Origin of the sequence: Kitasatospora sp. NPDC093679 (genome assembly GCF_040683455.1) — a bacterium.
Taxonomy (GTDB): Bacteria; Actinomycetota; Actinomycetes; order Streptomycetales; family Streptomycetaceae; genus Kitasatospora; species Kitasatospora arboriphila.
In genome coordinates, this window is the sequence record NZ_JBFBDW010000023.1 from 58509 (window position 1) to 82418 (window position 23910).

20 protein-coding genes are annotated in these 23910 nt (G+C 73.7%); 12 read left to right on the forward strand and 8 right to left on the reverse strand.

Annotated elements, in window-relative coordinates; all coding sequences use genetic code 11:
- Positions 1 to 22: 22 nt before the first annotated feature.
- Positions 23 to 814, forward strand: a complete 792-nt coding sequence (gene pflA, locus AB0O09_RS20315) for a pyruvate formate-lyase-activating protein (protein ID WP_363543125.1) — start codon at positions 23 to 25, stop codon at positions 812 to 814.
- Between the two features lie 210 nt (positions 815 to 1024).
- A complete protein-coding gene (locus AB0O09_RS20320; RefSeq protein WP_363543126.1) occupies positions 1025 to 1723 on the forward strand; it encodes a CBS domain-containing protein in 699 nt (232 codons plus the stop codon).
- 178 nt (positions 1724 to 1901) lie between these two features.
- On the opposite strand, the gene AB0O09_RS20325 is transcribed toward AB0O09_RS20320, so the two are convergent.
- From AB0O09_RS20325 to AB0O09_RS20335, 3 genes are all read right to left on the reverse strand, one after another.
- Positions 1902 to 2141, reverse strand: coding sequence for a hypothetical protein (locus tag AB0O09_RS20325; RefSeq protein WP_363543128.1), 240 nt, complete (start codon positions 2139 to 2141; stop codon positions 1902 to 1904).
- Positions 2105 to 3241 carry a hypothetical protein gene (locus AB0O09_RS20330; RefSeq protein ID WP_363543130.1) on the reverse strand — a complete coding sequence of 379 codons (1137 nt, stop codon included), beginning with the start codon at positions 3239 to 3241 and terminating at the stop codon, positions 2105 to 2107. Before AB0O09_RS20330 ends, AB0O09_RS20325 begins: the two co-directional genes overlap by 37 nt.
- Positions 3242 to 3548: 307 nt before the next feature.
- Entirely contained in the window at positions 3549 to 4082 is a 534-nt protein-coding gene (locus tag AB0O09_RS20335) for a DUF4383 domain-containing protein (RefSeq protein WP_363543132.1), read from the reverse strand.
- 254 nt (positions 4083 to 4336) lie between these two features.
- On the opposite strand from AB0O09_RS20335, the gene AB0O09_RS20340 reads away from it, so the two are divergent.
- From AB0O09_RS20340 to AB0O09_RS20355, 4 genes are all read left to right on the forward strand, one after another.
- Positions 4337 to 4516: a hypothetical protein gene (locus AB0O09_RS20340; RefSeq protein ID WP_363543134.1), complete on the forward strand. Its 180-nt coding sequence runs from the start codon at positions 4337 to 4339 to the stop codon at positions 4514 to 4516.
- Positions 4510 to 4650 carry a rhodanese-like domain-containing protein gene (locus tag AB0O09_RS20345; RefSeq protein ID WP_363543135.1) on the forward strand — a complete coding sequence of 47 codons (141 nt, stop codon included), beginning with the start codon at positions 4510 to 4512 and terminating at the stop codon, positions 4648 to 4650. The genes AB0O09_RS20340 and AB0O09_RS20345 overlap by 7 nt, the downstream gene beginning before the upstream one ends.
- 25 nt (positions 4651 to 4675) lie before the next feature.
- Positions 4676 to 5065: a DUF302 domain-containing protein gene (locus AB0O09_RS20350; protein ID WP_363543137.1), complete on the forward strand. Its 390-nt coding sequence runs from the start codon at positions 4676 to 4678 to the stop codon at positions 5063 to 5065.
- 104 nt (positions 5066 to 5169) lie between these two features.
- Positions 5170 to 7329, forward strand: a complete 2160-nt coding sequence (locus AB0O09_RS20355; protein ID WP_363543139.1) for an MMPL family transporter — start codon at positions 5170 to 5172, stop codon at positions 7327 to 7329.
- A 561-nt stretch (positions 7330 to 7890) separates the two neighbouring features.
- Here AB0O09_RS20355 and AB0O09_RS20360 read toward each other — a convergent pair.
- Both AB0O09_RS20360 and AB0O09_RS20365 read right to left on the reverse strand, forming a co-directional pair.
- Positions 7891 to 8790 (reverse strand): universal stress protein, encoded by a 900-nt coding sequence (locus tag AB0O09_RS20360; RefSeq protein ID WP_363543141.1) that lies wholly within the window; start codon positions 8788 to 8790, stop codon positions 7891 to 7893.
- A gap of 718 nt (positions 8791 to 9508) precedes the next feature.
- Complete coding sequence (locus AB0O09_RS20365; protein WP_363543143.1) at positions 9509 to 10042, reverse strand: ester cyclase; 534 nt, start codon at positions 10040 to 10042, stop codon at positions 9509 to 9511.
- A gap of 814 nt (positions 10043 to 10856) precedes the next feature.
- On the opposite strand from AB0O09_RS20365, the gene AB0O09_RS20370 reads away from it, so the two are divergent.
- On the forward strand, positions 10857 to 13916 hold the full coding sequence (locus tag AB0O09_RS20370; protein WP_363543145.1) for a glycosyl hydrolase: 3060 nt from the start codon (positions 10857 to 10859) through the stop codon (positions 13914 to 13916).
- A 314-nt stretch (positions 13917 to 14230) separates the two neighbouring features.
- A complete protein-coding gene (locus tag AB0O09_RS20375) occupies positions 14231 to 15256 on the forward strand; it encodes a beta-1,3-glucanase family protein (RefSeq protein ID WP_363543147.1) in 1026 nt (341 codons plus the stop codon).
- Between the two features lie 65 nt (positions 15257 to 15321).
- Here AB0O09_RS20375 and AB0O09_RS20380 read toward each other — a convergent pair whose 3' ends face one another.
- The 3 genes from AB0O09_RS20380 to AB0O09_RS20390 all read right to left on the reverse strand — a co-directional run bounded on the left by AB0O09_RS20380 (position 15322) and on the right by AB0O09_RS20390 (position 17244).
- A complete protein-coding gene (locus AB0O09_RS20380; RefSeq protein ID WP_363543148.1) occupies positions 15322 to 16050 on the reverse strand; it encodes a pyridoxamine 5'-phosphate oxidase family protein in 729 nt (242 codons plus the stop codon).
- Positions 16051 to 16123: 73 nt separating this feature from the next.
- On the reverse strand, positions 16124 to 16405 hold the full coding sequence (locus AB0O09_RS20385; RefSeq protein ID WP_363543149.1) for a dsRBD fold-containing protein: 282 nt from the start codon (positions 16403 to 16405) through the stop codon (positions 16124 to 16126).
- The gene (locus AB0O09_RS20390) at positions 16402 to 17244 is read right to left on the reverse strand and encodes a slipin family protein (RefSeq protein WP_363543151.1); all 843 of its coding nucleotides are present in this window, start codon (positions 17242 to 17244) and stop codon (positions 16402 to 16404) included. Before AB0O09_RS20390 ends, AB0O09_RS20385 begins: the two co-directional genes overlap by 4 nt.
- A gap of 705 nt (positions 17245 to 17949) precedes the next feature.
- On the opposite strand from AB0O09_RS20390, the gene AB0O09_RS20395 reads away from it, so the two are divergent.
- The 4 genes from AB0O09_RS20395 (at position 17950) to AB0O09_RS20410 (ending at position 23787) form a co-directional block, all read left to right on the forward strand.
- Entirely contained in the window at positions 17950 to 20484 is a 2535-nt protein-coding gene (locus AB0O09_RS20395; RefSeq protein WP_363543153.1) for a cation-translocating P-type ATPase, read from the forward strand.
- A 102-nt stretch (positions 20485 to 20586) separates the two neighbouring features.
- Positions 20587 to 21867, forward strand: a complete 1281-nt coding sequence (locus AB0O09_RS20400; RefSeq protein ID WP_363543155.1) for a DnaJ C-terminal domain-containing protein — start codon at positions 20587 to 20589, stop codon at positions 21865 to 21867.
- 247 nt (positions 21868 to 22114) lie between these two features.
- Positions 22115 to 22576 (forward strand): universal stress protein, encoded by a 462-nt coding sequence (locus AB0O09_RS20405; protein WP_363543157.1) that lies wholly within the window; start codon positions 22115 to 22117, stop codon positions 22574 to 22576.
- Positions 22573 to 23787: a SpoIIE family protein phosphatase gene (locus tag AB0O09_RS20410; protein WP_363543159.1), complete on the forward strand. Its 1215-nt coding sequence runs from the start codon at positions 22573 to 22575 to the stop codon at positions 23785 to 23787. Before AB0O09_RS20405 ends, AB0O09_RS20410 begins: the two co-directional genes overlap by 4 nt.
- Positions 23788 to 23910 lie beyond the last annotated feature (123 nt).

A 23910-nucleotide genomic window follows, 5' to 3' on the forward strand; every position in this document is an offset into this window, starting at 1 on the left:
CATGTCCGAAACCCCCGTTCCCATGAGGACACCGGACCGACCCGGGTCCGCCGCCACACCGGCCGCCGCCGTCACCCGCCGCGAGCCGGGCGGGATGTTCCACTCCTGGGACCTGTCCACCGGCGTCGACGGCCCCGGCACCCGCTTCGTGGCCTTCCTCGCCGGATGCCCGCTGCGCTGCCAGTACTGCCACAACCCCGACACCCGGTACATGCGGGACGGGCGGCGCGTCCTCGCGGACGAGGTCGTCGGGGAGGCCGCCAAGTACGTCGACTTCATCGCCGTCTCCGGCGGCGGCGCCACCGTCAGCGGCGGCGAGCCGCTGCTGCAGCCGGTCTTCACCGGGGAACTCCTGCACCGCTTCAAGCACGAACTCGGCCTGCACACCGCACTGGACACCTCCGGCTACCTCGGTTCCCGGGCCACCGACGCGCTGCTCGCCGACACCGACCTCGTCCTGCTGGACATCAAGTCGTGGGACCGCTCCCTCTACCGCCGGCTGACCGCCCGCGAGTTGGGGCCGACGCTGACCTTCGCCCGCCGGCTGGCCGACCTCGGCAAGGAGGTGTGGGTGCGCTTCGTCCTCGTCCCCGGGCTGACCGACCGCCCGGAGAACGTCGAGGGCGTGGCCGCCTTCACCGCCTCGCTGGGCAACGTCTCGCGGGTCGACGTGCTGCCCTTCCACCGGCTCGGCGCGGAGAAGTGGCGCGCACTCGGCCTGGAGTTCACGCTCGCCGACACGCCCGTGCCCACCGCCGGGCAGACCGCCGCCGCCCGCGCGGTGTTCGCCGCCCACGGCCTGTACGCCGTCTGACGCCCCGCCGCCGCGTCGTGACCGGCCCCGGCCGCCGGCGCGGGCGGGCTGAAGGTCCCGGCGCGGCGGGCCCGCACGGCCCTCACCGACCGCCGCCGGACACAGCACGGTTGAGGGGACAGGCCGGGCCCGTGAGGAACGACGGCCGTGCACGACCGTACCGACGCGGCGGCCGTACCGGGCCGCCGGAACCAGAAGGGAACAGAGCCCATGCGACACCGCCTCGTCGGCGAGCTGATGACCTCCGCCGTCGTCCACGTACGGCCCGACACCGCCTTCAAGGAGATCGTCCGGCTGCTCGCCGAGCACGACATCACCGCCGTGCCCGTGCTCGACGACGAGGACCGGCCGCTCGGCCTGGTCTCCGAGGCCGACCTGCTGCTCAACGAGGCCGCCCGGGAGGACCCCGCCGGACTGCTGCTCACCCCGCAGCTGGCGGCCGCTGAACGCGCCCGCAGCCGGGCCACCACCGCGGAGGGCCTGATGACCGCGCCGGCGGTGTGCGCCCGTCCGGAGTGGACGGTGGTCGAGGCCGCCCGGCTGATGCAGAGCAAGGGGCTCAAGCGGCTCGCGGTGGTCGACGAGGCGGGACGGCTCGTGGGCGTCGTCAGCCGCAGCGATCTGCTGCGCGTCTTCCTCCGCCACGACCGGGCGATCCGCGAGGAGATCCGGCACGACGTCCTGCGCCGCACGCTGGGCATCGACCCGGACACCCTCGGCGTCCGGGTGCGCGACGGGCTCGTCACCCTGACCGGCACCGTCGACCACCGCGGCCAGGTGCCGGTCGTGGAGCGGCTGTGCCGGAGCGTGGACGGCGTCGTCGGCGTGAACTGCCTCCTCGACCACCGGACGGGTGCAGTCGTCGCCCCCGCCCGCCGCGCCGACGGGCCACAGGCAAAGACGCCCTGACCGTCCGTCGGCCACCGCCCCGTGGCCCGGGGACCGGGAGCCCGGCACCGGACTCCCGGCCAGAACGCCCGTCCCACGGGTCCGGTACCGGCCGACACCGCCGGTGCCGCCCGTCGCCCCGCCGGTGCCGTCCGCCGCCCCTCCGCCGTACGAGGCGCGGCGGAGGCTTCCCCGGCGGCTACCTGAAATCGGTGACCGGGGGCTTCTCGTGGTTCGCCAGGGCAAGGCCGAGGGCGAAGAAGGTCGGTGCCCACTCGCCGACGAAGATGCCCCAGCGGTCGGCCCGTTCGACGCCGGCCTGTTCCGCCTTCATCGAGATGCCCCAGCTGAGCAGGGACAGGCCGATCGACGCGAAGGCGGCCGTGTAGGCGTGCTCGCTGGTCAGACCGGCCTCATGAAGCTTCCGAACGACGGACATGATCTGCTCCTTCTCGTGAACTTCTTGCTTTCCACCATCTGCGGCTCCGTCGCCGGACCGTACTCGCAGCGCTCCTGCATCGAGTCACGCCGACGACTTCTCGCGGCGACGAACCGCGCCCCGGGCACAATGGCCCGGCACCACGGTTCGACGGGGCGCCAAGGTGCCGCCGTGTAGGCGCGGGCGAGTGCCCCCGCCATGGCATCGACGGAGTAGCCGCGCCGAACGGTCCGTCGGGCGCGCGCGGCCATCGCGTCCAGCTCCGCCCGGGGCGTGGCGCACACCGGCACCAGCCCGGCCCCAGGGCCGTACCCGAGCCGGTGTCCAGCAGGAACCCGTTGACGCCGTCCCGGATGTAGGGCGGGACCCCGCCGCGTTCCGGCCCGGCCGCGGCGAGACCGGCGTCCATGACCTCCAGCACGGCCGGGCCGAACTCCTCCTTGGCGTTCGCACACGTAGACGGCCGAGCCGGCCTGCCGCTCCGCGAGCGCCCGCTCCAGGATGCGCACGCGCCGGTTGGGCAGCGCAGGCCACAGTGCCGTCCGCCGGCGGACGAGCGGCTGCCCGTCGAGGAGCTTGGCAATGGCGGCGCGCACACCGGCCTCCACGGCCGTGGGGCTGTTCGGGGATCCGCCGACAAGGAGGAGGGTCGTCGAGCGGTGCGGCCCGGTGTCCAGCCAGGCCTCGACGAGCCGGTCCTGTTGCTTGACGGGATGCAGGTGCCCGACGTACAGGAGAAGCCGAAGATCCCGGTCCTCGGGGTCGAGCCCGTCCGGCAGACCCCCACCGGCGAACAGCCGGGCCATCGTCGCATCCGCGACCGCGGAGTCGCCGGGGCGGGGAACGAAGGGCGGGAGCCCTTCCGGGACCTCCGCGCGCCCCGCCCCGGCGGTGGGGGAGAGCTGCGGGAAGTGCGCGGCGAGATCGTCAGCGCCGGCCCGGGCCGGGACGGTCACCAGGAGACCGGCACGGGCGACCAGCCGGTCCGCGACGAAGACGCGGTGCAGGTGGGTGCGGATCGGCCGGGCCGCTGCGTCCTCCGCATGAAGCGGAAGGCCGGCGTGACGCTCGGCCGTCGTGCGGTGCGGATCGGGCGTCACGGTGAACGTCAGACGGGCGCCGCAGCGGCGAGCCGTCGTCCGCGAACCGGATGCTCCGGCTCATGCGCTGACGTGCGATCCGCCCGGACGGCGGCGCGCCCGTGCCGACGGGCTCCCGTCCCCGGGCCCGGTGAACCGCACCGGCGGCGGAGCCCCGACCGGTGGCGGGCGCAGGGCGGGTCCGCGGACGTGCCAGGGCCCTGTCGCCGTGTTCCGCCGGGTGCCCGGCGCGTCGGTGCGGCGACGGAACGCGGTGCCGCCCGCAAGAAGGTGCCCGGCGCTCGCGGCGCCGGGCAACCCACCCGTCTCAGACCTTCTGGCCGCTGATTTCCGGCCGTGCTGCGGCGGCGGTCAGGGCCGCCGGGCGGGCCGGTTTGGCCGCTGCGGGGTGGCGGTGGCGGTAGTAGGGGTTGTCGAGCGGCAGTCTGCCGCTGACCCGGCCGTACATGCCGAAGGTGGCGATGATCAGTCCCATGACGAAGCTGAAGAGCACGTTGGGCATCCGGAAGGCCAGGACGTTGGCGTCCGAGTCCAGCAGCGCCAGGTTGGCGAATCCGCTGAGCACGAACAGGGCACCGACCGTCATGTTGATCGTCGAGGCGGTGTTGCCGCCGACGACGGCGCCGAGGATGAGGACGAGGGCGGTGACGATCGAGACGAGGCTCAGCAGACCGTTGCTGGACAGTCCGGCGATGCTCGGGCCCTGGGTGCTGAAGAGTTCGAGACCGTCGGCGAGGCCCAGGCAGCCGAAGACGAGCAGAGCAGCGCCGCAGAGGCCGGCGCCGATCCGGTAGACCTGGGCGAGCCGGTGGTCGACGGGGAGTTCGTCGCGAAGGTCCATGACCACACTCCAGTCGGTGTTCGAGCGGGACCGTTGTGCCCACTCTGTCCGGGGATGCCCGCCGCCCCCATGTCGCAGCGTTCCCGCATCGACCGCCTGGCGGCGCCGGGCACCACGACGGGGGACTGCCGGCGCCGGCGGCACCGCGTCGGGGCACGCCCACCGCGGACGGTGGCGCGCCGCCGAGGGAATGCACTCCTCCCGGTGGGGGTTGTCCTGGTATATATACCCCCCAGGGTATTGAAAGGTGAACCATGGTTCAGCAGGTCGACATCGAGGCGTTCACCGTGGCGCGAACGGCGGGCGCACTGGTACTTGACCTGCGTGAGGCGTTCGAATTTGCCGCAGGCCATGTGTCGGGCGTTCGTTGGATTCTCTCGGCATGCTTGCGGGCGGCCTCACCGGTCCGCCCCGTGATCGTGCTCTCATGGTGATCTGCGCTTCCGGCAACCGGAGCCGGGCCGGGGCCGAACTTCTCGTTCGGGCCGGCTTCGACGCGGCCTCCGTACAGGGCGGCGTCGCCGGCTGGTCGCTCTCCGGCCGTGACCTGGCAGCCGAATCCGCCTGACCGTCCACCACGAATGGAGCTCAGCATGGACTACGGGATCCCCGTCACCCTCGACCTGCCCTTCGCCCCCGCCGTCGAGCGGGTGCGGGCCGCACTCGCCGAGCAGGGTTTCGGCGTCCTCACCGAGATCGACGTCCGCGCCACGATGCAGGCCAAACTCGGGGAGGAGATGGAGGACTACCTGATCCTCGGTGCCTGCAACCCGGCGCTCGCCCACCGCGCCCTCGGGGCCGACCGCCGCATCGGGCTGCTGCTGCCGTGCAACGTCGTGGTGCGCGCGACCGACGGGCACACCGTGGTCGAGGTGATGGACCCCCGGCTGATGGTCCGGGTGACCGAGCAGCCCGCGCTGGAACCGGTGGCCGACGAGGCGGCCGCCCGCCTGCGTGCGGCACTGGACGCCCTCGCCGGGTGACCGGTACCTCCGGGCCCGCCCTGTGCGGGCCCTTTTCCCAGCCTTTTCGCATACCCCCACCCGTATTTTGCGCCCCGTCGGGCCGCCCAGGAACGGAGCACCACGTGAAGCACCCGGACACCGCCGTCGCCCGGCCGTCCACCCCGAAAGCCGCGCAGCTGCCGGGCCTGCTCGGCCGCCTCGGCGCCTGGTCGGTACGGCACTTCAAGCTCGTGCTCGCCGGCTGGCTGCTGGTCGTGATCGGGCTCGGAGCGTTCGCCCCCCAGGTCACCACCGCGCTGTCCGGCGCCGGCTGGCAGGCCGACGGCTCCGAGTCCGTGAAGGTCAGGCAGGTCGCCGAACAGCACTTCGCGGGCAACGCCTCCACCGCGCTGCAGATCGTGGTCACCGCCGACCGCCCGGTCACCGAACCCGCCGTCCAGCAGGTCGTCACCAAGGCGGGCGAGCTCGCCGCCGCCGACCCGCGGATCTCCACCGTCGTCCCGCCCCAGCCCGGCGCCACCGTCAGCCAGGACGGCCGCACCGCGATCCTGCTCGCCGGGGCCAAGGCGTCCCCGGACGACATGGTCCGCGCCGCCGACGACCTCAAGGGACCGCTCAACGCCCTGTCCGCCGACGGGATCAGCGTCCACGCCACCGGCGCGTCCGTCCTGTGGAGCGACTTCAACAAGGCCAACCACGACGCCATGATGAAGTCCGAGATCATGTCCTGGCCGGTGACGCTCGCCATCCTGGTGCTCGCCTTCGGCTCGCTGGTCGCCGCCGGACTGCCGCTGCTGCTCACCATGGCCGGACTCGCCGCCTCCGCCGGCTCGCTGGTGCTGATCAGCCACCTGTTCCCGGTCTCCATCTGGGCGATGAACTTCGCCATGATGTTCGCCCTCGCGCTGGGCATCGACTACGCGCTCTTCCTGGTCGTCCGCTTCCGCAGCGCCCGCATGGGCCGCTCGCTGAACAGCGCCGAGGCGGTCGCGGAGACCATGGACACCGCCGGCAAGGCCGTCCTGCTCTCCGGGGCGACCGTGCTGGTCAGCCTGTCCGCGGTGATGCTGGTGCCGTCCCCGGCGTTCCGCTCGATGGCCGGCGGCATCATGCTCGCCGTGCTGTTCGTCCTGGCCGCCACCCTCACCCTGCTGCCCGCCGTCCTCGGCAAACTGGGCCACCGCGTCGACGCCCTCGCCCTGCCCTGGGTGAAGACCGGCGAACACCGCTCCCCGCGCTTCGCCGCCTGGGGCGAGCGCCTGTGGAAGCACCCGCTGCGCTACGGCGCCCTCGCCCTGGCCGCCCTGATCGCCCTCGCCGCACCGGTGATCGGGCTGCGCACCGCGATGCCCTCGATCACCGTCGTCCCCGCCCACGACAGCGCCCGGGCCGGCTACACCGCCGTCCAGCAGGCCTTCGGCCCCGGCGCGCCCGGCACCCTGCAGATCCTCACCCCCACCGGCCAGGCCGCCGCCGTCGGCACGCAGATCGCCCACACGCCCGGCATCGCCGGCGTCATGCCCGCCCAGGGCGCCGCCGACGGCTCCGGCTGGTCGATGATCCAGGCCGTCCCCACCGTCGACCCGTCCAGCCCGCAGCTCGGCTCCACCGTCCACACCCTGCGGGCCGAACTCCCGCACGACACGCTGGTCGGCGGCGCGGCGGTGGAGAACCTCGATCTGCAGTCACTGCTGACCGAGAAGACCCCGCTGGTGATCGGCGTGGTGATGGGCCTGGGCTTCGTGCTGCTGCTCGTCGCCCTGCGCGCGCCGCTGATCTCCGCGCTCGGTACGGCGGCCAGCCTGCTGTCCACCGGCGCGGCGTTCGGCGTCGCCCGGCTGGTCTTCCAGGACGGACACGGCTCCGGCCTGCTCGGCTTCAAGCCGCAGGGCTTCCTGGACGGCTGGGCGCCGGTGTTCTTCTTCGCGATGATCTTCGCCATCGCGATGGACTACACCGTCTTCCTGCTCGCCTCCGCCAAGGAACACTACGAGCGCAGCGGTGACCCCAAGGAGGCCATGGTCGGCGCGCTCGCCCACTCCGGACGGGTGATCTTCGCGGCCGCCGGCGTCATGTTCGCGGTGTTCTTCACCTTCGCGATCTCCGGGCCGCTGCCGCCCAAGGAGATGGGCATCGTCCTCGGCGTCGCCGTGCTCCTCGACGCCGCCCTGGTCCGCTTGGTCCTCCTCCCGGTCGTCCTCCGGCTGACCGGCCGGGCCGCCTGGCACACCCCCGCCTGGCTCGACCGCATCCTGCCGAAGGTCACCTTCTCCCACGGCTGACCTGGACACCGACCGCCGGTGGCGGGGACGCAGTCCGGCGTTCCCGCCACCGGCGGCTCCGTCATGCCGGCGGCGGGTCCGTTCGAGCCCGGGGACACCCGGTCTGCAGGGCGCGGGCCCGTGGAGAAAGCGGCCGGTCCGAACCGCAGCGCTGCACCGGGTGCTGCCACCGCAGCAGGGCGGAGTACCGGCCGGCGGTGCGCCCGACACGAATCCTGCCGGGAGGATCAGGGAGTGCCGGGGTTGCGGGGCCGTGCCCGCGCAGTTTCACCCGCAGGGAACCACGGGACGGCCGGACCGGGCAGGAATCCGACCGAGTCCCGATGAACGGTGGCGCAGGCGGTGGTCAGTCCGGTTCCGGTCACGCCGACGACGTGACGGCACCGGCTCCCGGAGGCGGCCCGGTCCACCCGGGGCACGCCGGGCCGCGTCCGTCGACCTGGCCCGTTCGTGCCCCCGCCGTCCGTCGGTGCCGGTGCCGAGGGACGACAGGGGGCGGGCCGGCCGTCGTAGCGGTGCACCGGGGGCAGAGCCGGAACCCGTCCCGGGAGCGCGTGGGCGTCAGGTGTAGGGGACGACTGCAAGCGGGCTGCGGACGTGGTGGACCGCCGCCTGCGCAACCGGCCCCAGGCGGGTGCCGAACCCTCGGCCACGGGTGCGTCGGCCGACGACCAGGAGATCGGGCCGGCCCGCGGCCTCGACGAGCGTCGCGGCGGCACTGCCCCGTAGCAGGGAGGCCACCACCTCGACGTCCGGGTACTTCTCCTGCCAGGGGTGGACCGTGCCGGTGAAGTGCTGCATCGCCTCGGTCGCCAGTTCCTTGCCGAGGGTCGCCGCGGCAGCCGGTGCCAGATCACCGCCCATCGGCGGCCGCCAGGCATGGACGATCCGCAGCGGCACCGAGCGCAGGGCGGCGGATTCGAAGGCGAAGTGGAGCACCTCGTCGCAGCGGTGGTCGAGGTCCAGTCCGAGGACGACCTCTCCGGCGGGCCCCGGGGCCTCCTCCGACGCGCGGACGAGGACGACCGGGCACCGGGCGCGGTCGAGGACGTGCCGGGTGACCGACCCGACGAGGAAGCCGTGGAGCACGCCCAGGCCGCGGGAGCCCAGTACGAGCACGGAGGAGCGCTCGGTCGCGGCGACCAGCGCCTTCTCGGCGCTGCCGGTGCGGTAGAGCGCGGTCACCTCGACGCTCGACAGTTGCGCCCGCAGGTCGGCCTCCTGCCGGCCGAGCCGTCTGCGGCTCTCGGCCACGGCGTCCGGCTGCCCGAGTACCTCCTGGGCAGTCCACGGCCAGGCGAGCAGCAGTTCCAACCGGGTCCCCCGCAGTTCGGCCTCGGACACGGCCCACTCGGCGGCAGCGATGCTTTCGGGTGATCCGTCGTATCCGACGGTGATCGGGACGTCCACGGCGACCTCCGAGGGCTTCGGACGGGTGGCTCTGCGGTCAGTCTCGCTCACCGTCACCGCCGTGTCCGGTGCCGTTCGGCCCCGATGGCACGGCTGATCGGCCCGAAACCACCACGGACCGCCATGACCTGAGACCTCGCCGCCACGCCGGACACCCGGGCACCGGGGCCGGGCGGTCATGCGGTGCGTCCGGGCCCGTGCGGAGGCGGTCGCGCCAGCAGCAGGGCGGCCGCCTCGGCGCCGGTCCGCGTGTCCGGTCCGGCGCCCGGGACGTGGGGCCGGACGCCGTCCGCCGGTGCCGGGCCACCGGCGGGCACCGGCACGCCCGGCAGGTCTCGGCCGTGCGGTACACCCGGGGAAGCCGTGCCGCGGGCAAGCAGGACAGCGCGATCGGATCGGCACGGTTCTGGCGCTGGCACGTGGGCGGACGCGCGGTGGGCACGTCCGGTGCCGAGGAAGTCCACGACATGTCCGGGCAGCCGCGGCACCTTCGCGACGAGGCAGGCAGGTGTGCCACGCCCCGTCAGGGCCGGCAGCGCGCTGCTCCCCCGAGGACCGGGGTCGCCGAACCGTACGCCACGGCGCCGCCCCAACTGCGCCGGGCGAGCCCGCCACTCGGAAGGGGGCGAGGGTGACGCAGGCCGGGTCCTCGGCGGGCCAGGGATTCGTGAGGAGCCGGTGGGCCGTGCGGTCCCGGCCGACGCGGTGCGGCCGTGAGCCGTTGTTCCCCGGTCACCGGCGCCGGGGGCGTCGGGGGTCTGATCGAGGTTCAGGTGTGGCTGTCGTGCCGTCCGTGCGTGCGCTCCTGCCAGTGCTTCGCGATGCGGGTCTTCGTGTTGAAGGCGGTGACCATCGCGCGCTCGGCCACCGAGTCGTGGCGCGGCAGCAGCCCCAGCTGGCGGGCCCACTCGGCGCCGTCGAAGGCCGTCCGGTCGTGCCGGATCCGACCGGAATGGATCTCCAGGAAGTCGATGCCCCGGATGTCGAACCGGCGTCCGTTCGGCGTGAATCCCTGGAACGGCTTTCCGTCGAACGTGCCGCGGATCCGCCACTCGACCGCCGCGTGCTGCTCGTCTCCGGTCACTGCCTCGGCGGTGAACGAGAAGTCGGGCAGAGCTTCCCGGAGGTCGTCGAAGAAGCCGCGGACAGCGGTGCGACCGCGCCGCTCGCCGAACGGGAGGACCTCGAAGACGGCGTCGTCGTGGAGCAGTTCGCCGTATCGGTCCAGATCGCCGGCGGCAAGGGCCTGTGCCGCGCTGCGGGCCACATCCACGGGAGGGAGAGGCAGTGAGGGTGCGGCCATGTCGTCTCCCGGCAGTGATCTGCGGTTTACCGTGGGTCTCCTACCAGCCTGGCGCGGTGGGGACGGCGCCGCCAGTCAGGTCGGAGGGACCGGCCCCGGCCAGTCGTCACTCACCCGTCGCCGACAGCCGCCGTCGGGCCGGGGCGGCATCGAAGCCGGGGTCGTCGGGGCGGAAGGGGTAGGCCGGTGCAGGACGCCGGCCCCGTGAGGAACCGGGTCGGCGGCGGTCGGGGCCGCCGGCGCGGCCGGGTGCAGGTCCTTCGGCCGCGGGCTGACCGGCGGCGTCCGGCGGCGCCCGAAAACATGAGAGCGCTCTCACGCTGCGCCGGCGGGTATGCCGGACTCGATGTGTCGGCCGGCCGGCGGTGCGCATGTCCCTGACTGTCCGACCGGGTTTTCCGGCATGCCTGGTCCCGTCCTGTCCGGCTTGCCGGATCGGCGCCTCCGGGGGTGTCGTCCGCCGGTTCGAGTATCCACGATTTCCGCTGTTCAAAGAGGTTTTGACGCCCAGGCGGAAGCTGTGGTCGCTCCGTGTCGAACCGCGCGCCTGCGGGCCGGCCGGCCCCCGGTTCGGCCCGCCTCGGCGCAAGGGGTGCCGTTTCCGGTCGAAGGGTGTCCTTTCGCCTCGGCGCGTCGGAGTCATTGACTCCTCTCGGACGCGCCCCTAACCTCCTCCACTTGAGAGCGCTCTCAACCGGGCGGCCGGGCTCACGTATTCCGCAGGCCGTCCCGGAAGCTCCTCCCGCACGTCCTCCGGTCCTCCCCTCCGCGCATCCCGTCCCGATGCGCGGTCCAACCCCAGGGAGTTCTCATCGTGCTCAGACCTCATGACCGTTCCCGCAGAGCCGTGCCCGACCACCGCCCGTCCGAAGTCGCCCTCCCCCGCGGGGCGGTGGTGTCCCGCCGCCGCCGGCGGCTGCTGCGGCCGGGCACGGTCGCCCTCGTGGTGGCCCTGCTCGGAGCGGCCCTCGCCGCGCTCGGCCCGCAGACGGCGTCCGCCGGCACGGTCGGTGCCGGCAGCTACACCACCCAGCCGCCGGGCCCGCTGCCGTCGGGGTGCGGAAACCTGTCGACCAATCCCCGGCAGTGGGTGACGGCGAACGCGCCTGCGGGTGCGGTGCCCACCAACGACTGGTGGTCCTCGATCCTGTGGAAGAAGACCAACTGTGCCTACGGCGAGCCGCTGTTCGCGCACCCGCTGGGCTACCGCGCCCAGTCGGCGGGACTCGGATTCTCCTACACCACGGCGCCCGCGATCTCCGGCAGCGGGACCGGAGTCGGCGAGTACCACTTCCCGTACAGCGAGGACTTCGTCGCGGGTGTGACGGGTCTGGGTGCCCCGGAGGTGAAGGTCGACGGGTGGAGCGACTGGACGGTCAGTCCGTACTTCTCCGACGGTGCGCGCACGGTGCGGGCGACGATCGGTGAGGGCCTGCCTTTCGCCTACTTCCAGGTGACCGGCGGCAACGCGCAGATCTCCGTCGCACCTGGTGCGAGTGCCGCCGTCTGGTCCAACACCGGCTCGGCGATCGGCTACACGATCAAGGGGCACGACTACGTGGCGTACGCACCGACCGGTGCGACCTGGTCGGTGAACGGCTCGGCCATCACCTCCCCGCTCGCCGGCAAGGGCTACTTCTCGATCGCGGTGCTGCCGACCACGTCCACGACGCCGGCCTCCGAGCGCGCGGCGCTGGCGGATTCCTACGGCCGGTACGCGCACAGCCACGTCACCGGCAGCACCGTCGACTACCGCTACGACGAGGCGAGCAGCACGGTCACCACCGACTACCGGTTCACCACGGTCGCCCGTGAAGGCAACGAAACCGGCACCGTCGCCGCCCTGCTGCCGCACCAGTGGCGGTACCTGGCCGGCGGCAGCCCGCTCCCGCAGACGTACGTCTCGGCGCGCGGCGCGCTCAAGGTCCTCAGCGGCGTCTCGTCGTTCACCACCTCGATGGTCTACCACGGCGTCCTGCCCGAGGTGCCGGCCGTCGGTGACGGCAGCGGCACGGACGCCACCGTGCTGCAGACCTACCTGAACGCCGAGAAGGCCGACCCCGCGAGGCAGGTGAGCGACGACACCTACTGGACGGGCAAGGGCCTGGGACGGGCCGCGCGGATCGCGGAGATGGCCGACCAGACGGGGAACACGGCCGTCCGCGATTCGGCGCTCGCGACGATCAGGTCGAAGCTCACCGACTGGTTCACTGCCCCGCAGGGCAAGACGGCGCACCTGTTCTACTACGACCAGAACTGGGGCACGCTGATCGGCTACCCCGCCTCGTACGGCTCGGACCAGGAGCTGAACGACCACCACTTCCACTACGGGTACTACGTCGCGGCGGCCGCGACCCTCGCCAAGTTCGACCCCGCGTGGGCTGCGGAGGGCCAGTACGGCGGGATGGTGGACATGCTGATCCGGGACGCGAACAACTACGACCGCAGCGACACGCGCTTCCCGTACCTGCGGGACTGGGACATCTACGACGGCCACGACTGGGCGTCGGGCCACGGCTCGTTCGGTGCGGGCAACAACCAGGAGTCCTCGTCGGAGGGCATGAACTTCGACAACGCCCTGATCCAGTGGGGCGAGGCCACCGGCAACAGGGCCGTCCGCGACGCCGGCATCTACATGTACACCACCCAGGCCGCGGCCATCCAGGACTACTGGTTCGACAGCAGCCACCAGACCTACCCGGCCGCCTTCCCGCACGACGAGGTCGGCATGGTGTGGGGCGACGGCGGAGCGTACGCCACCTGGTTCTCCAGCGCTCCGGAGCAGATCCAGGGCATCAACCTCCTTCCGATCACCGGCGGCCACCTCTACCTCGGCCAGGACCCGGCGTACGTCAAGGCCGACTACCAGGACATGCTCACCAACAGCGGCCACACCCAGCCGACGATCTGGACGGACATCTGGTACGAGTTCCTCGCCCTGGGCGACGGGGACAAGGCCCTCGCGGCCTTCCGCGCCAACAACTCCTTCACCTCGGAGGAGGGGGAGAGCAAGGCCCACACCTTCCACTGGGTCCGCAACCTGGCAGCCCTCGGCACCGTCGACACCACCGTCACCGCCGACACCCCGCTCGCCTCGGTCTTCGTGAAGAACGGCGCCCGCACCTACGTCGCCGCCAACATCACCGGTACCGCCCGCACCGTCCACTTCTCCGACGGCACGGTCGTGGACGTGCCGGCCGGCAGGACGCTGGCCAGTGGTGCGAACACCTGGAGCGGCGGTACCGCGACCGGGGGCAAGGGCATCGGTGACGGTGGTGGCGGCTCCACCTCCAGCGCCTCACCGTCCGCGTCGCCGTCGACGAGCGCCTCGGCCAGTGCGTCAGCCAGTGCTTCGACCAGCACCTCCGCCTCGCCCTCCGCGTCATCGACGGGTGGCACCCCCTCCTCGCCGACGCTGTACCTGCAGTCCGACGGCACCCTGACCGGCAGCACGCAGGCGGCCGGGACGGCCACGGTGGCCTCGGCGGGCGGGGCGAACCACGACGGCGCGCCGTCGAACCCGCTCACCCTGACCGCGACCGGCCTCAACCTCACCCACAACGGCGGCACCACCGCCTTCGACCTGGCGGTCGACGCGAACACCGCGGTCGGCAACGCGACGCAGATCCGGCTGTCCTACGACTGTGCGGGCAACGGGACCTGGAACCGGGTGGAGACGTACCACTACTTCGCCACCGACCCGGTGGCCGGGTGGGAGCACTACACCCAGACCGCCGGCCTCGTCTCGGCCACCGGCACGGCCTGCGACCTGGTCAACGGCACGGTCAAGGCGGAGATCTGGAACGCCCTCGGCTCCGGCCCCAGCGTCCTGGGCACCGGCAACCTCACCGTCCTGCGACTGCCCTACAGCTGACCTGACAGCAGCAGTGGGCGAATCAGGGCCGGGGCCCGCACGCGGGGCCCCGGCCGACCACCCATCACCCCGGCTGCACCGGCCGTTCGCTGTGCTGCACCAGTCCCGTACGGTCCCCGTCGTGCACTGCCGGGGCTCGTGCACCGGCCGCGGACACAGCCGACTGGACACTCCCCACCCACGCATCTGTTCGGAAGGGCACCCGTCCGTGACGAGAAGACCTTAGGCCCGGCCCGGCCGCAGGGCCGCTGCCGGCATGCCGGCCGCAGGCCTGCTGGCGGCCGGTCTCACCACGGCCCCGGCTTCAGGGAGCGGTGCCGGACACCATCCCGCTCACCCCGACCAACCAGTCCGGCCTGGCCGACCAGGTGTTCATCTACGACCTGGGTACCGAGCTGTCGACCGGACGGCAGGGCTGGGCCGACGCCACCGGGACCTTCCATCCGTGGCCCGGCGGCGCCGTGCCGCCCGTCCCCGCCCCCGATGCGGCGATCGCGGGTCCGGCGAACGGCCAGTCGATCACCCTCAGGATCCCGAAGTTCTCCGGCCGGATCTACTTCTCCTACGGCCGCAAGCTCGACTTCAGGCTCGCCACCGGCGGCCGTTCAGCCTGCGGTGCAGAACCCCACGGACCCGAACCGGGACATCCTCTTCAACTGGTCCGGTTGGCCGAGCGGCTGAGGCATCTCGCGGGCGGGGACGTGGTCGTGGACGCGGAAGGGGCCCGGCTCGGCGGTCAGCTGGCCCTGCCCGAGGAGGCGAAGGGCATCGTGCTGTTCGCCCATGGCAGCGGCAGCAGTCGGCACAGCCCACGCAATCGCTTCGTCGCCCGTGCCCTGAACCGGGCGGGTCCGGCCACCCTGCTGTTCGACCTGCTCACCGAGGACGAGGAGCTCGACCGGGCAAACGTCTTCGACACCGCGCTGCTCGCCCGCCGCCTGACCGACGCCACCCGCTGGCTGCCCGGCCGACCGGAAGCCCGTGGCCTCGCGGTCGGCTACTTCGGTGCCAGCACCGGAGCCGCCGCTGCGCTGAGGGCGGCGTCGGAGCCGGACTCCCCGGCGGCAGCGGTCGTCTCGCGCGGCGGACGGCCCGACCTCGCCGGAGCGCGGCTCCCGGGGGTGACCGCACCCACCCTGCTCATCGTCGGGGGCCTCGACGACGTGGTGATCGACCTCAACCGGCAGGCGCAGGCCCGACTGCGCTGCGAGAACCGGCTGACCGTCGTCCCCGGCGCCACGCATCCGTTCGAGGAGCCCGGCGCCCTGGAGGAAGTGGCGGACCTCGTCACGCGGTGGTTCACGAGCCACCTGCTCCCTGCGCCCCACGCGGCGGCCTGACGTTCGGACAGGCACCGGCCGGTGGCGGGCGCCCCTGACGACGGTGTGCTGTCCGACCGAGGCCGTCAGTCCCCCCGCCCTCCCGGGCGGTCGGGGCCGTCCCCGGGTGCCGCCACCGGCGGCGGCCCGATGGTCCGGCCCGTGACGACGGAGGGCGCGATCCCGATCCACACGTGGCGTTCACCCCCGGCCCACGGGTCCGGGTCCCCCTGCCGTGTCAGCTGCTCGACCGCCTCCGGGTCGTCGACACGGACCGCCATGCCCGAGACCAGGACGCTCCATCCGCGGCGCGCCGCCTCGTCGAGATGGTCCACCTCGAAGGCGACCCGGTGGCCCGCGGCGCTCGCGGGGGTGCTCCCGATGCTGGTGCGGTAGACCACGGTGCCGTCGTGGACACGGTAGTTGACCGGCATCACGACGGGACCGCGGCGGGTCGACAGGGCGACCCGGCCGATCCCGCCCGGCGCCAGCTTCGCCCAGCACAGCTCCTCCGGCAGCTCCGCCAGCACCGCCCCGCCCGCCGCCGGGGCAGGGCCGGGCGCCACATCCGGCACGCCGCCCAGGAGTTCCCCGGGGGACGTGCCGAGTGCTGCCGCCAGGCGGGTGAGCGTGACGGCGTCGACGGGGCCGGACGACGACTCCACGTGGTCCACGTACCCCGGTGCCATGCCTGCCCGGTCGGCCACGTCCCTGCGGCTGAGACCGAGCAGTTGCCTGCGCCGGGCCACTCGCAGGCCGATGTCTCCGGGGCCGGGCAGGCCGGGGTCACCTGTCCTTCCGCCTGCGGATGCCATGGGCACGTTCCCTCCGTGGGGGGCGGACGCCGCCGCGCCGACAAGCCGCTGCGACGGGCGGGCGTCCTGGCGATCAGCCGTGCAGCGGCGGCTCGTTGGCGTCGGCGTCGGCCGTGCCGGCGCGGAGCAACTGGTGGCCGAGGTCGACCAGGGCACGTCCGGCCGCGTACTCGTCGCCGATCTCCGGCACCGGGGGGTCGTGCGGGTTGCGATGGGCGTCGGTGCGGCTTTCGAGCCGTCTGCCACCGGTGTCGAGGACGGCGTGCACCCAGGTGAGGTCGCCCTCCTCGAAGAGGTCCAGGTGCAGCGTCCACCTCCTGGTGCGCACCGGTGTGTTCGTCGTCCGGTCGTTCATGTCCAGACCTGTCCTTTCAGCGGATCGGTGAGGGTTTCGTCCTGGGGGACGGGCCAGTCCGGCCTCGGGGCCTGACCGCCGTCGGGGTCTGGCGCGGTGACCGACCGCGGGTAGGCCGCGGACCGGCTCTCCTGGCCGACGAAGCGGGTGAGCGCCCGTGCGCTCTCGAGGAACTGGGCGGGGAAGACGATGGTGGAGTTCTTCTCGGCGGCGATCTCGGCGAGGATCTGCAGATTGCGCAGTTGCAGGGCGATCGGGTGGCCGGCGATGACGTCGGCGGCCTCGGCGAGGCGGCCGGCGCTGAGGGCCTCGCCCTCGGCAGCGATGATCTTGGCGCGCTTCTCGCGTTCGGCCTCGGCCTGGCGGGCCATCGCCCGCTGCATGGTCTGCGGCAGCTGGATGTCCTTCAGCTCGACCACCAGGACCAGGACGCCCCACTGCTGGGTGAGGCCGTCGAGGATCTCCTTGATCTGCTCGTTGAGGGTCTCGGTGTCGGTGAGCACCTGGTCCAGCAGGGAGCGGCCGACCACGTTGCGGACGGTGGTCTGGGCGATCTGCCCGATCGCGCTGGACACGTCCTCGATCTCGACGATCGACTTCACCGGGTCCACCCGGCGGAAGTAGGCGACCGCCGCGACGCCGATGGAGACGTTGTCCCGGGTGATGACCTGCTGGGAGGGGATCGGCATGGTCACGGTCCGCAGGGTGACCTTCGACATCCGGTCCGCCAGCGGGATCATGAACCGGATCCCGGGGTCGCGCACCCCGCGGAGCCGTCCCAGCCGGAACACCACCCCGCGCTCGTAGTGCCGCACGATCGCCACGCCCAGATTCGCCACGGGGACCACCCACTTCGTCCGGAGCCCGCACCTCCAGAGTGAACGAGGCCGGGCCGTCCGACATGGGCCGCACGGCCCAACGCGAGGCAGCGGTCGGACGTAGTCTTCGGGCGCCGACCACCCCCGCCCGCCGCGGCCGGCCTCCCCGCAGCAGTGAACCGTCACCACCCCGCCGTCGGGTTCCCCCTGCCGCCAAGGCGTCAGCACGTCGGTGAGGCGAAGCGTCGCCCCGGTTGCCGCCTCCCGGGCGAGGCGCACGGTCGCCGTCGGGGCCGGATCGCTGCTCACCGGCGCTGCACGGCCGCCTGCCGGTGCCGTCACGGCGGTGCCGCTGCGGCAGGAGGCTTCAGGTCGAGCGGCACCCCGCAAGATCGAGATCGCCGAGGGCGGCTGCGGCCGGTCGCGCCCGAGGTCCTGCGGACCGCCGCCGCGGTGGCGGCACCAGGGGCGTGAGGAACGACGCCGACATGCGCGGCCGGGTGGGACGGTTGCCGTCGGCACAGGGCCGCCCGGCCCTGTCGGGCGGCGGCCGCCGGTAGCACGATGGGAACCGCCGACCGTGTGTGGGCCGGTGGAGTCCCTCCCCGGCAGCCCGCGCCATGGCGGACAACGCGGTCACGGCCGGTGGCGCCGGGTGTTGCGCGGACGTGCCGGGCCTGTCCGCGGCCGCCGGCACGCCGATGCGACCGGGCAGGAGGTGGGCCAGTGACAGCGGCCGTCGAGCACCGCCGCGGCCTGACCCAGCGGGAGGCCGACGCGCTGCTGGCCCGGCACGGCCCGAACGAGGTGGCCCCCTCGGCCGGCACCCCGCTGTGGTTCCGGATCGCCACGCAGCTGCGTGACCCGCTCATCCTGGTCCTGCTGGCCGCGGCGTCGCTGACGCTGGCCACGGGCGATCACGCGGATTCGGTGGTGATCGGGCTGGTCGTGGTCGTCAACACGGCCGTCGGCGTGGCCCAGGAGGTCCGCGCCGACCGCGCGGTCGCTGCCCTGTCCGCGCTCTGCACCCCGAGAACGCGCGTGGTCAGGGACGGCGTCGAGGGCGAGGTCGCCGCGACCGGGATCGTTCCGGGGGACGTCGTCCTGCTGGGGGAGGGGGACGTCGTCCCCGCGGACGCCGCGGTGGCGGAGGCGTCCGCACTGCTGGTGGACGAGTCCGTCCTGACCGGCGAGTCCGTGCCCGTGGACAAGGACCCCGCACACGACTCCGCCCTCAGCGCCGGCACGGTGGTGGTCCGCGGCCGGGCCGTCGCCACCGTCACCGCCACCGGCGCGGACAGCACGCTGGGCCGGATCGCCGCCTCGCTGCATCCGCGTCCGCAGCGCACACCGCTGCAGCGCCGGCTGGCCGGGCTCGGCAGGGTGCTCGCCGCCGTGACACTGGCCCTGTGCGCCGTGGTGTTCGCGGTGGGCCTGCTGCGCGGCCAGGACCTGGAGACGATGGCCGTCACCGCGATCAGCCTTGCGGTCGCCGCCGTCCCGGAGTCACTGCCGGCCGTCGTCACCCTGGCCCTGGCGATCGGCGCGCGCCGGATGGCCGCCCGGCACGCCGTCGTCCGCAGGCTCCCCGCCGTCGAGACCCTCGGCTCGGTCACCGTCCTCGCGACGGACAAGACCGGAACCCTCACGGAGGGCCGGATGGTGGTCGAGCGGTTGTGGGGCCCGGGATGGGACGCGACGGTCACCGGGACCGGCTACCGGCCCACGGGCGAGATCCGAACCTCCGGACCCCGGGGCCACGACCGGGCGGTCGCCCTGCTGAGGGCCGCTGCACTGTGCAACGACGCGTCCCTGCAGGCACCGGCCACCGCCGACGACGAATGGACGGCCCTCGGCGACCCGACCGAGGCCGCGCTCCTGGCTGCGGCGACCAAGGCCGGCCTCGACCTCGCGGAGCTCGCGGCGGAGCGTCCGAGGACCGACGAACTCCCCTTCGACAGCGTCCGCAAACGGATGACCACGGTCCACCGGGCGCCGGACGGCACCGTGGAGCTGTGCCTGAAGGGCGCCCCCGAAGCCGTTCTGCAGCCCGCCGTTCTCGTGGACGGCCCGGACCGCCTCGACCAGGCCCGCCGAGCGGCCGCCCGGCTGGCCGCCGACGGATTCCGGGTGCTGGCCGTGGCCGCCGCCACCCGCGAGGGCGCGGCGGCCGTCACCGAGGAGGGGCTGCACCTGCTGGGGCTCGCCGCGCTCAGCGACCCGCCCAAGCCGGCCGCCGCCGCCACGATCAGGGCCTGCCGCCGGGCCGGCATCACCCCGGTGCTCATCACCGGAGACCACCCGGCCACCGCCCGGGCGCTCGCCGCGCGCGTCGGACTGACCTCCCCCGAGCCGGGTGGTGCGGCGGACGTCGTCACCGGCGCCGACCTCGCCGCCGGTGTCCACCCCGACCTGACCTCGGTGCGCGTGTTCGCCCGCACCGACCCGCAGCAGAAGCTCGACATCGTCGATGCCTGGCGCGAGCACGGCGCCGTCACGGCGATGACCGGCGACGGCGTCAACGACGGCCCGGCCCTGCAACAGGCGGACATCGGCGTCGCCATGGGCCGCCGCGGCAGCGAGGTGGCACGGCAGGCCGCCGACCTGGTGCTGGCGGACGACGAACTGGCCACCGTGGTCTCCGCGATCGAGGAGGGCCGCCGGGTCTACGACAACATCCGCCGCTTCCTGCTGTTCGCGATGTCGGGCGGTGCGGCCGAGATCCTCGTCATGCTGCTCGGCCCCGCCGTGGGCCTCCCGCTGCCGCTGCGGGCCGGCCAGATCCTGTGGATCAACCTGCTGACCCACGGCCTGACCGGTGTGGCGGTGGGCGCCGAGCCGGTCGCCGCGCGGACCATGAGCCGACCGCCGAGACCCCCGCGCGAGCACGTCCTGGGCGCCGGGCTCTGGCAGGGCGTGCTGCGTCTCGGCGTCCTGGTGACGGCGCTCAGCCTCGCGGCCGGGGTCTGGTCGCAGGACCGCGGCGGTGCGTGGCAGAGCCTCCTCTTCCTGACCCTGCTCGCCGCGCAGCTCGGCGTGGTCCTCGGCCTGCGCGAGCGACTGTTCACCCGGGCCAATCCCTTCCTGCCGCTGGCCGTCGCCGCCTCGGCGGTGCTCGGTCTCGCGGCGTTGTACCTGCCGGCCCTGCAGGACGTGCTGGGAACGGAGCCCGTCGCGTGGCCCGGCCTCGGCGCGGCCGCCGCCGGCGGCCTGGTGGCCTTCGCCGCCGCCCGGTTCGACCCGACCACGCGGCACGGATAGGCCGGGCGCCGGCGGCCCGCGCCCGCGGACGGGTCCGGCCGCCGGGCCGGTGGGGGCCGGTCGGCCCTCACAGCAGAGCGGCGCGGGAGCGACGCTGGATCCATGGCGACCACCCGTGGCAGGGACTACTACGACGTGCTGGGCGTGCCCCGCGATGCGGACCCGAAGACGCTGAAGCGGGCCTTCCGCGAACTCGCCCGCCGCTACCACCCCGACCTCAGCACCGAACCGGGCGCGCAGGACCGGTTCAAGGAGGTCGCCGAGGCGTACAGCGTGCTGTCGGACCCGGAGCGGCGCGACGAGTACGACCGGCGCGGCACGGCCCGGCCCACCGCCGTGTCCGTCGAGGACCTGCTGGCGGGGCTCGACCTCGGTGACGTGTTCGGCGGTGACGTGTTCGGAGGCGGCGGCGGGGGCAGGGTCTTCGGCGGGGGCGGCAACGTCTTCGGCAACCTGTTCGACGGCTCCTTCGGGGCGCCGCCGGGCGGTGGCGCGGGATCCGCTCCCGAAAGGGGCGCGGACATCGAACTCGAACTGACCGTGCCGCTCTCGGCCGTGATGACCGGATCCACCGGGGCGGTGACCGTCCGCAGGCCCGCCGCCTGCCCGGACTGCGGCGGGACGGGTGCCGCCGACGGTGCACCGCAGCAGTGCCTCCGCTGCCGCGGCAGCGGTCAGCAGGTCACCGAGCGCCGCCGCGGCAGCACCGTCCTGCAGCAGGTGGCGACCTGTCGGGCGTGCGGCGGCCGGGGCACCGTGGTCCGGCACCCCTGCAGCAACTGCGCCGGTTCGGGCAGGGCGGTCGTCGAGGACCCGGTCAGCTTCCGGATCCCGGCCGGCATCGCGGAGGGCACGATCTTCCGGCTGCCCGGCAGGGGCATGCCGCCGCCGGGCGCGCGCGGGCGGCCGGGCGACGTGTACGTGACCGTGCGGACGGCCGCCGATCCGCGCTTCACCCGCCAAGGGGCGGACCTGTGGTACCGGCTGGAGATCCCGGTGCACCAGGCCGTTCTCGGCGCGACACCGACCGTCCCCGGACCGGACGGCCCCGTCCTCCTCACCGTTCCGCCCGGTACCCAGCCGGGGGCCGTGCTCGACCTGCCCGGCCTGGGCCTGCCGCGCGCCGAGGGCCGGGGCCGGGGCAGCCTCCGGGTATCGGTCGCCGTCCGCATACCGGAACACCCCGCCGAGGAGGAGCAGGAGCTCTACCGCAGACTGGCCGCCCTCCACGCCCCGCACCTGCCCGCCACCCGTGGCGTGCCCTCGCAGCCGGAGACCGGCGCCCCGGTTCCGGAGCCCCCCGGTGCGGACCGGACCGTCCGGCACCACTGGTGGCACCGGTGGTGGAGGCGACGGGGCGCTGGACCGCACGACGGGACGTGAGGCGTTCTCGAACCGGTCGGCCGGATCGACCGCCCGCGCGGGTGGTGCTGCCGGGCCGCATGGTCCGGATGGCGGAGCCTTCGGCGAGGAGCGGGGCCGCCGGTGTGCGTAGCGTGGAAGGCGGCCTGCGCCGCCGGACCGGCGTGTGATGGTGCGGCTCGCCCGATCACCAGTCGAGCCCGGAGGACGGCCCGGTGCCGCTCGCGGACGGCGGCCGCGAACACGGCCGCGAACACGGAGGTGCGCAGTGGACGACGGAACCGGCAGGGCACCGCGGATCGTGGTCGGCGTGGACGGTTCGTCGGCCGCGGAGGAGGCCCTGCGCTGGGCCGTCCACCAGGCCGGCCTGGTCGGCGGCACGGTCGACGCGCTGATCGCCTGGGACTATCCCACCGGCTACGGCTGGCCGTCGCCGATCCTGGAGGGCGTCGACCTGGAGGGCGATGCGCGTCGCTGCCTGGCCGAGGCCGTCGGCAAGGTCACCGGCGGCGACGGTCGGGTCCGACAGCTCGTCGTACAGGGCCATCCCGCAGCCGCCCTGCTGGAGGCATCCAAGGGGGCCGACCTGCTGGTCGTCGGCAACCGCGGCCACGGCGGCTTCGCCGAGGCGTTGCTGGGCTCCGTCGGTCAGCACTGCGTGCACCACGGCCGCTGCCCCGTGGTCGTCGTCCGTCCGGACTCCGACCGAGAGCCGGCGAAGGACAGGTGATCGACTACGCGGCGGTCTTCCGGGCCCTGCCGGGCATGGTCGCCCTGCTCACCCCGGACCTGGTGTACGCGGACGCGAACGAGGAGTTCCTGCAGCTCTCCGGGCGGACGCGCGACCAACTCGTCGGCCGGTACCTGTTCGACGTGTTCCCGGACAACCCGAACGACCCCGAAGCCACGGGAGCACGCAACCTGGGGGCCTCGCTGCACCGCGTCCTGGCGACCGGCGAACGCGACAGCATGGCGCTCCAGCGGTACGACGTCGAGAGCCTGGAGCGGCCCGGCGAGTGGCAGGAGCGCTACTGGAGCCCGGTCAACGCGCCCGTGCTCGGGCCCGACGGCAGGGTGGTGCTCCTGGTGCACCGGGTCGAGGAGATCACGGAACTGATCAAGGCGCACGGCCTGCCCGAGGGGAACCGCGCCCGCGTCCTGGAGGCCGAGCTCTACACCAGGGCCCGCGAACTCCAAGCGCTGAACGAGCGCCTGCGCGAGGCCCATGCCCGCGAACGCGAGGTCGCCCTCGCCCTGCAGGCGGCGATGCTGCCGGCTCCCGCACCGCTCGAACAGCTGCGTGCGGCCGTGCGGTACCGGCCGGCCGTCGGCACGTTGAACGTGTGCGGCGACTGGTACGACCTGGTCGCCCTGCCCCGGCACCGCACGGCGATCGCCGTCGGCGACGTCGTCGGACACGGGCTCGCCGCGGCCGGTGTCATGGGCCAGCTCCGCAGCGCGCTCAGCGCCGCCTCGCGCGTCACCGAAGGCCCGGCGCAGTCCCTCGAGGTACTCGGCCTGTACTCGCGCTCCGTCGAGGGCGCGGAGAACACGACCGCCGCGACCGCCTTCATCGACCACGGGGTCGGAACGATCACCTACAGCAGCGCAGGCCACCCGCCGCCGGTGCTGCTGCGGTCCGACGGCTCCTTCGAATTCCTCGACCGGGCCACGGACCCCCCGCTCGGCGCCCGCCCGGAACACCTCTCACGGCCCCAGGCAACCGTCGCCTTCGAGGAGGGCGACACCCTCGTCCTGTACACCGACGGCCTGGTCGAGCGGCGCCGCGAGGACATCGACGTCGGCCTCGACCGCCTTGCCCGGGCGCTCGCGGCGAGGGCATCCGACCCTCCCGAGGCGTTGGCCGACAGCGTGCTGGCCGACCTGCTGCCACCCGGCGGTGCCACCGACGACACGGTGCTCGTCGTCGCCCGGCTGTGAACCGCTCCCGTGCGCGGGCCGCGAGTCCGTCGCGCGACGGCTGCCCGTTCATCGCACGATGGAAGTGCGGGTCCGGACACTGCGCGCAGACGCCGTCCGGACCGGACGGTGAGGTCCTCGGTC

What these genes read in the sequence shown, in the direction of transcription:
- pflA (WP_363543125.1), top strand. Translation starts at nt 23, where the DNA reads ATGAGGACACCGGACCGACCCGGGTCCGCCGCCACACCGGCCGCCGCC.
- AB0O09_RS20320 (WP_363543126.1), top strand. Translation starts at nt 1,025, where the DNA reads ATGCGACACCGCCTCGTCGGCGAGCTGATGACCTCCGCCGTCGTCCAC.
- AB0O09_RS20325 (WP_363543128.1), bottom strand. Translation starts at nt 2,141, where the DNA reads ATGTCCGTCGTTCGGAAGCTTCATGAGGCCGGTCTGACCAGCGAGCAC.
- AB0O09_RS20335 (WP_363543132.1), bottom strand. Translation starts at nt 4,082, where the DNA reads ATGGACCTTCGCGACGAACTCCCCGTCGACCACCGGCTCGCCCAGGTC.
- AB0O09_RS20340 (WP_363543134.1), top strand. Translation starts at nt 4,337, where the DNA reads ATGGTTCAGCAGGTCGACATCGAGGCGTTCACCGTGGCGCGAACGGCG.
- AB0O09_RS20345 (WP_363543135.1), top strand. Translation starts at nt 4,510, where the DNA reads ATGGTGATCTGCGCTTCCGGCAACCGGAGCCGGGCCGGGGCCGAACTT.
- AB0O09_RS20350 (WP_363543137.1), top strand. Translation starts at nt 4,676, where the DNA reads ATGGACTACGGGATCCCCGTCACCCTCGACCTGCCCTTCGCCCCCGCC.
- AB0O09_RS20365 (WP_363543143.1), bottom strand. Translation starts at nt 10,042, where the DNA reads ATGGCCGCACCCTCACTGCCTCTCCCTCCCGTGGATGTGGCCCGCAGC.
- AB0O09_RS20380 (WP_363543148.1), bottom strand. Translation starts at nt 16,050, where the DNA reads ATGGCATCCGCAGGCGGAAGGACAGGTGACCCCGGCCTGCCCGGCCCC.
- AB0O09_RS20385 (WP_363543149.1), bottom strand. Translation starts at nt 16,405, where the DNA reads ATGAACGACCGGACGACGAACACACCGGTGCGCACCAGGAGGTGGACG.
- AB0O09_RS20400 (WP_363543155.1), top strand. Translation starts at nt 20,587, where the DNA reads ATGGCGACCACCCGTGGCAGGGACTACTACGACGTGCTGGGCGTGCCC.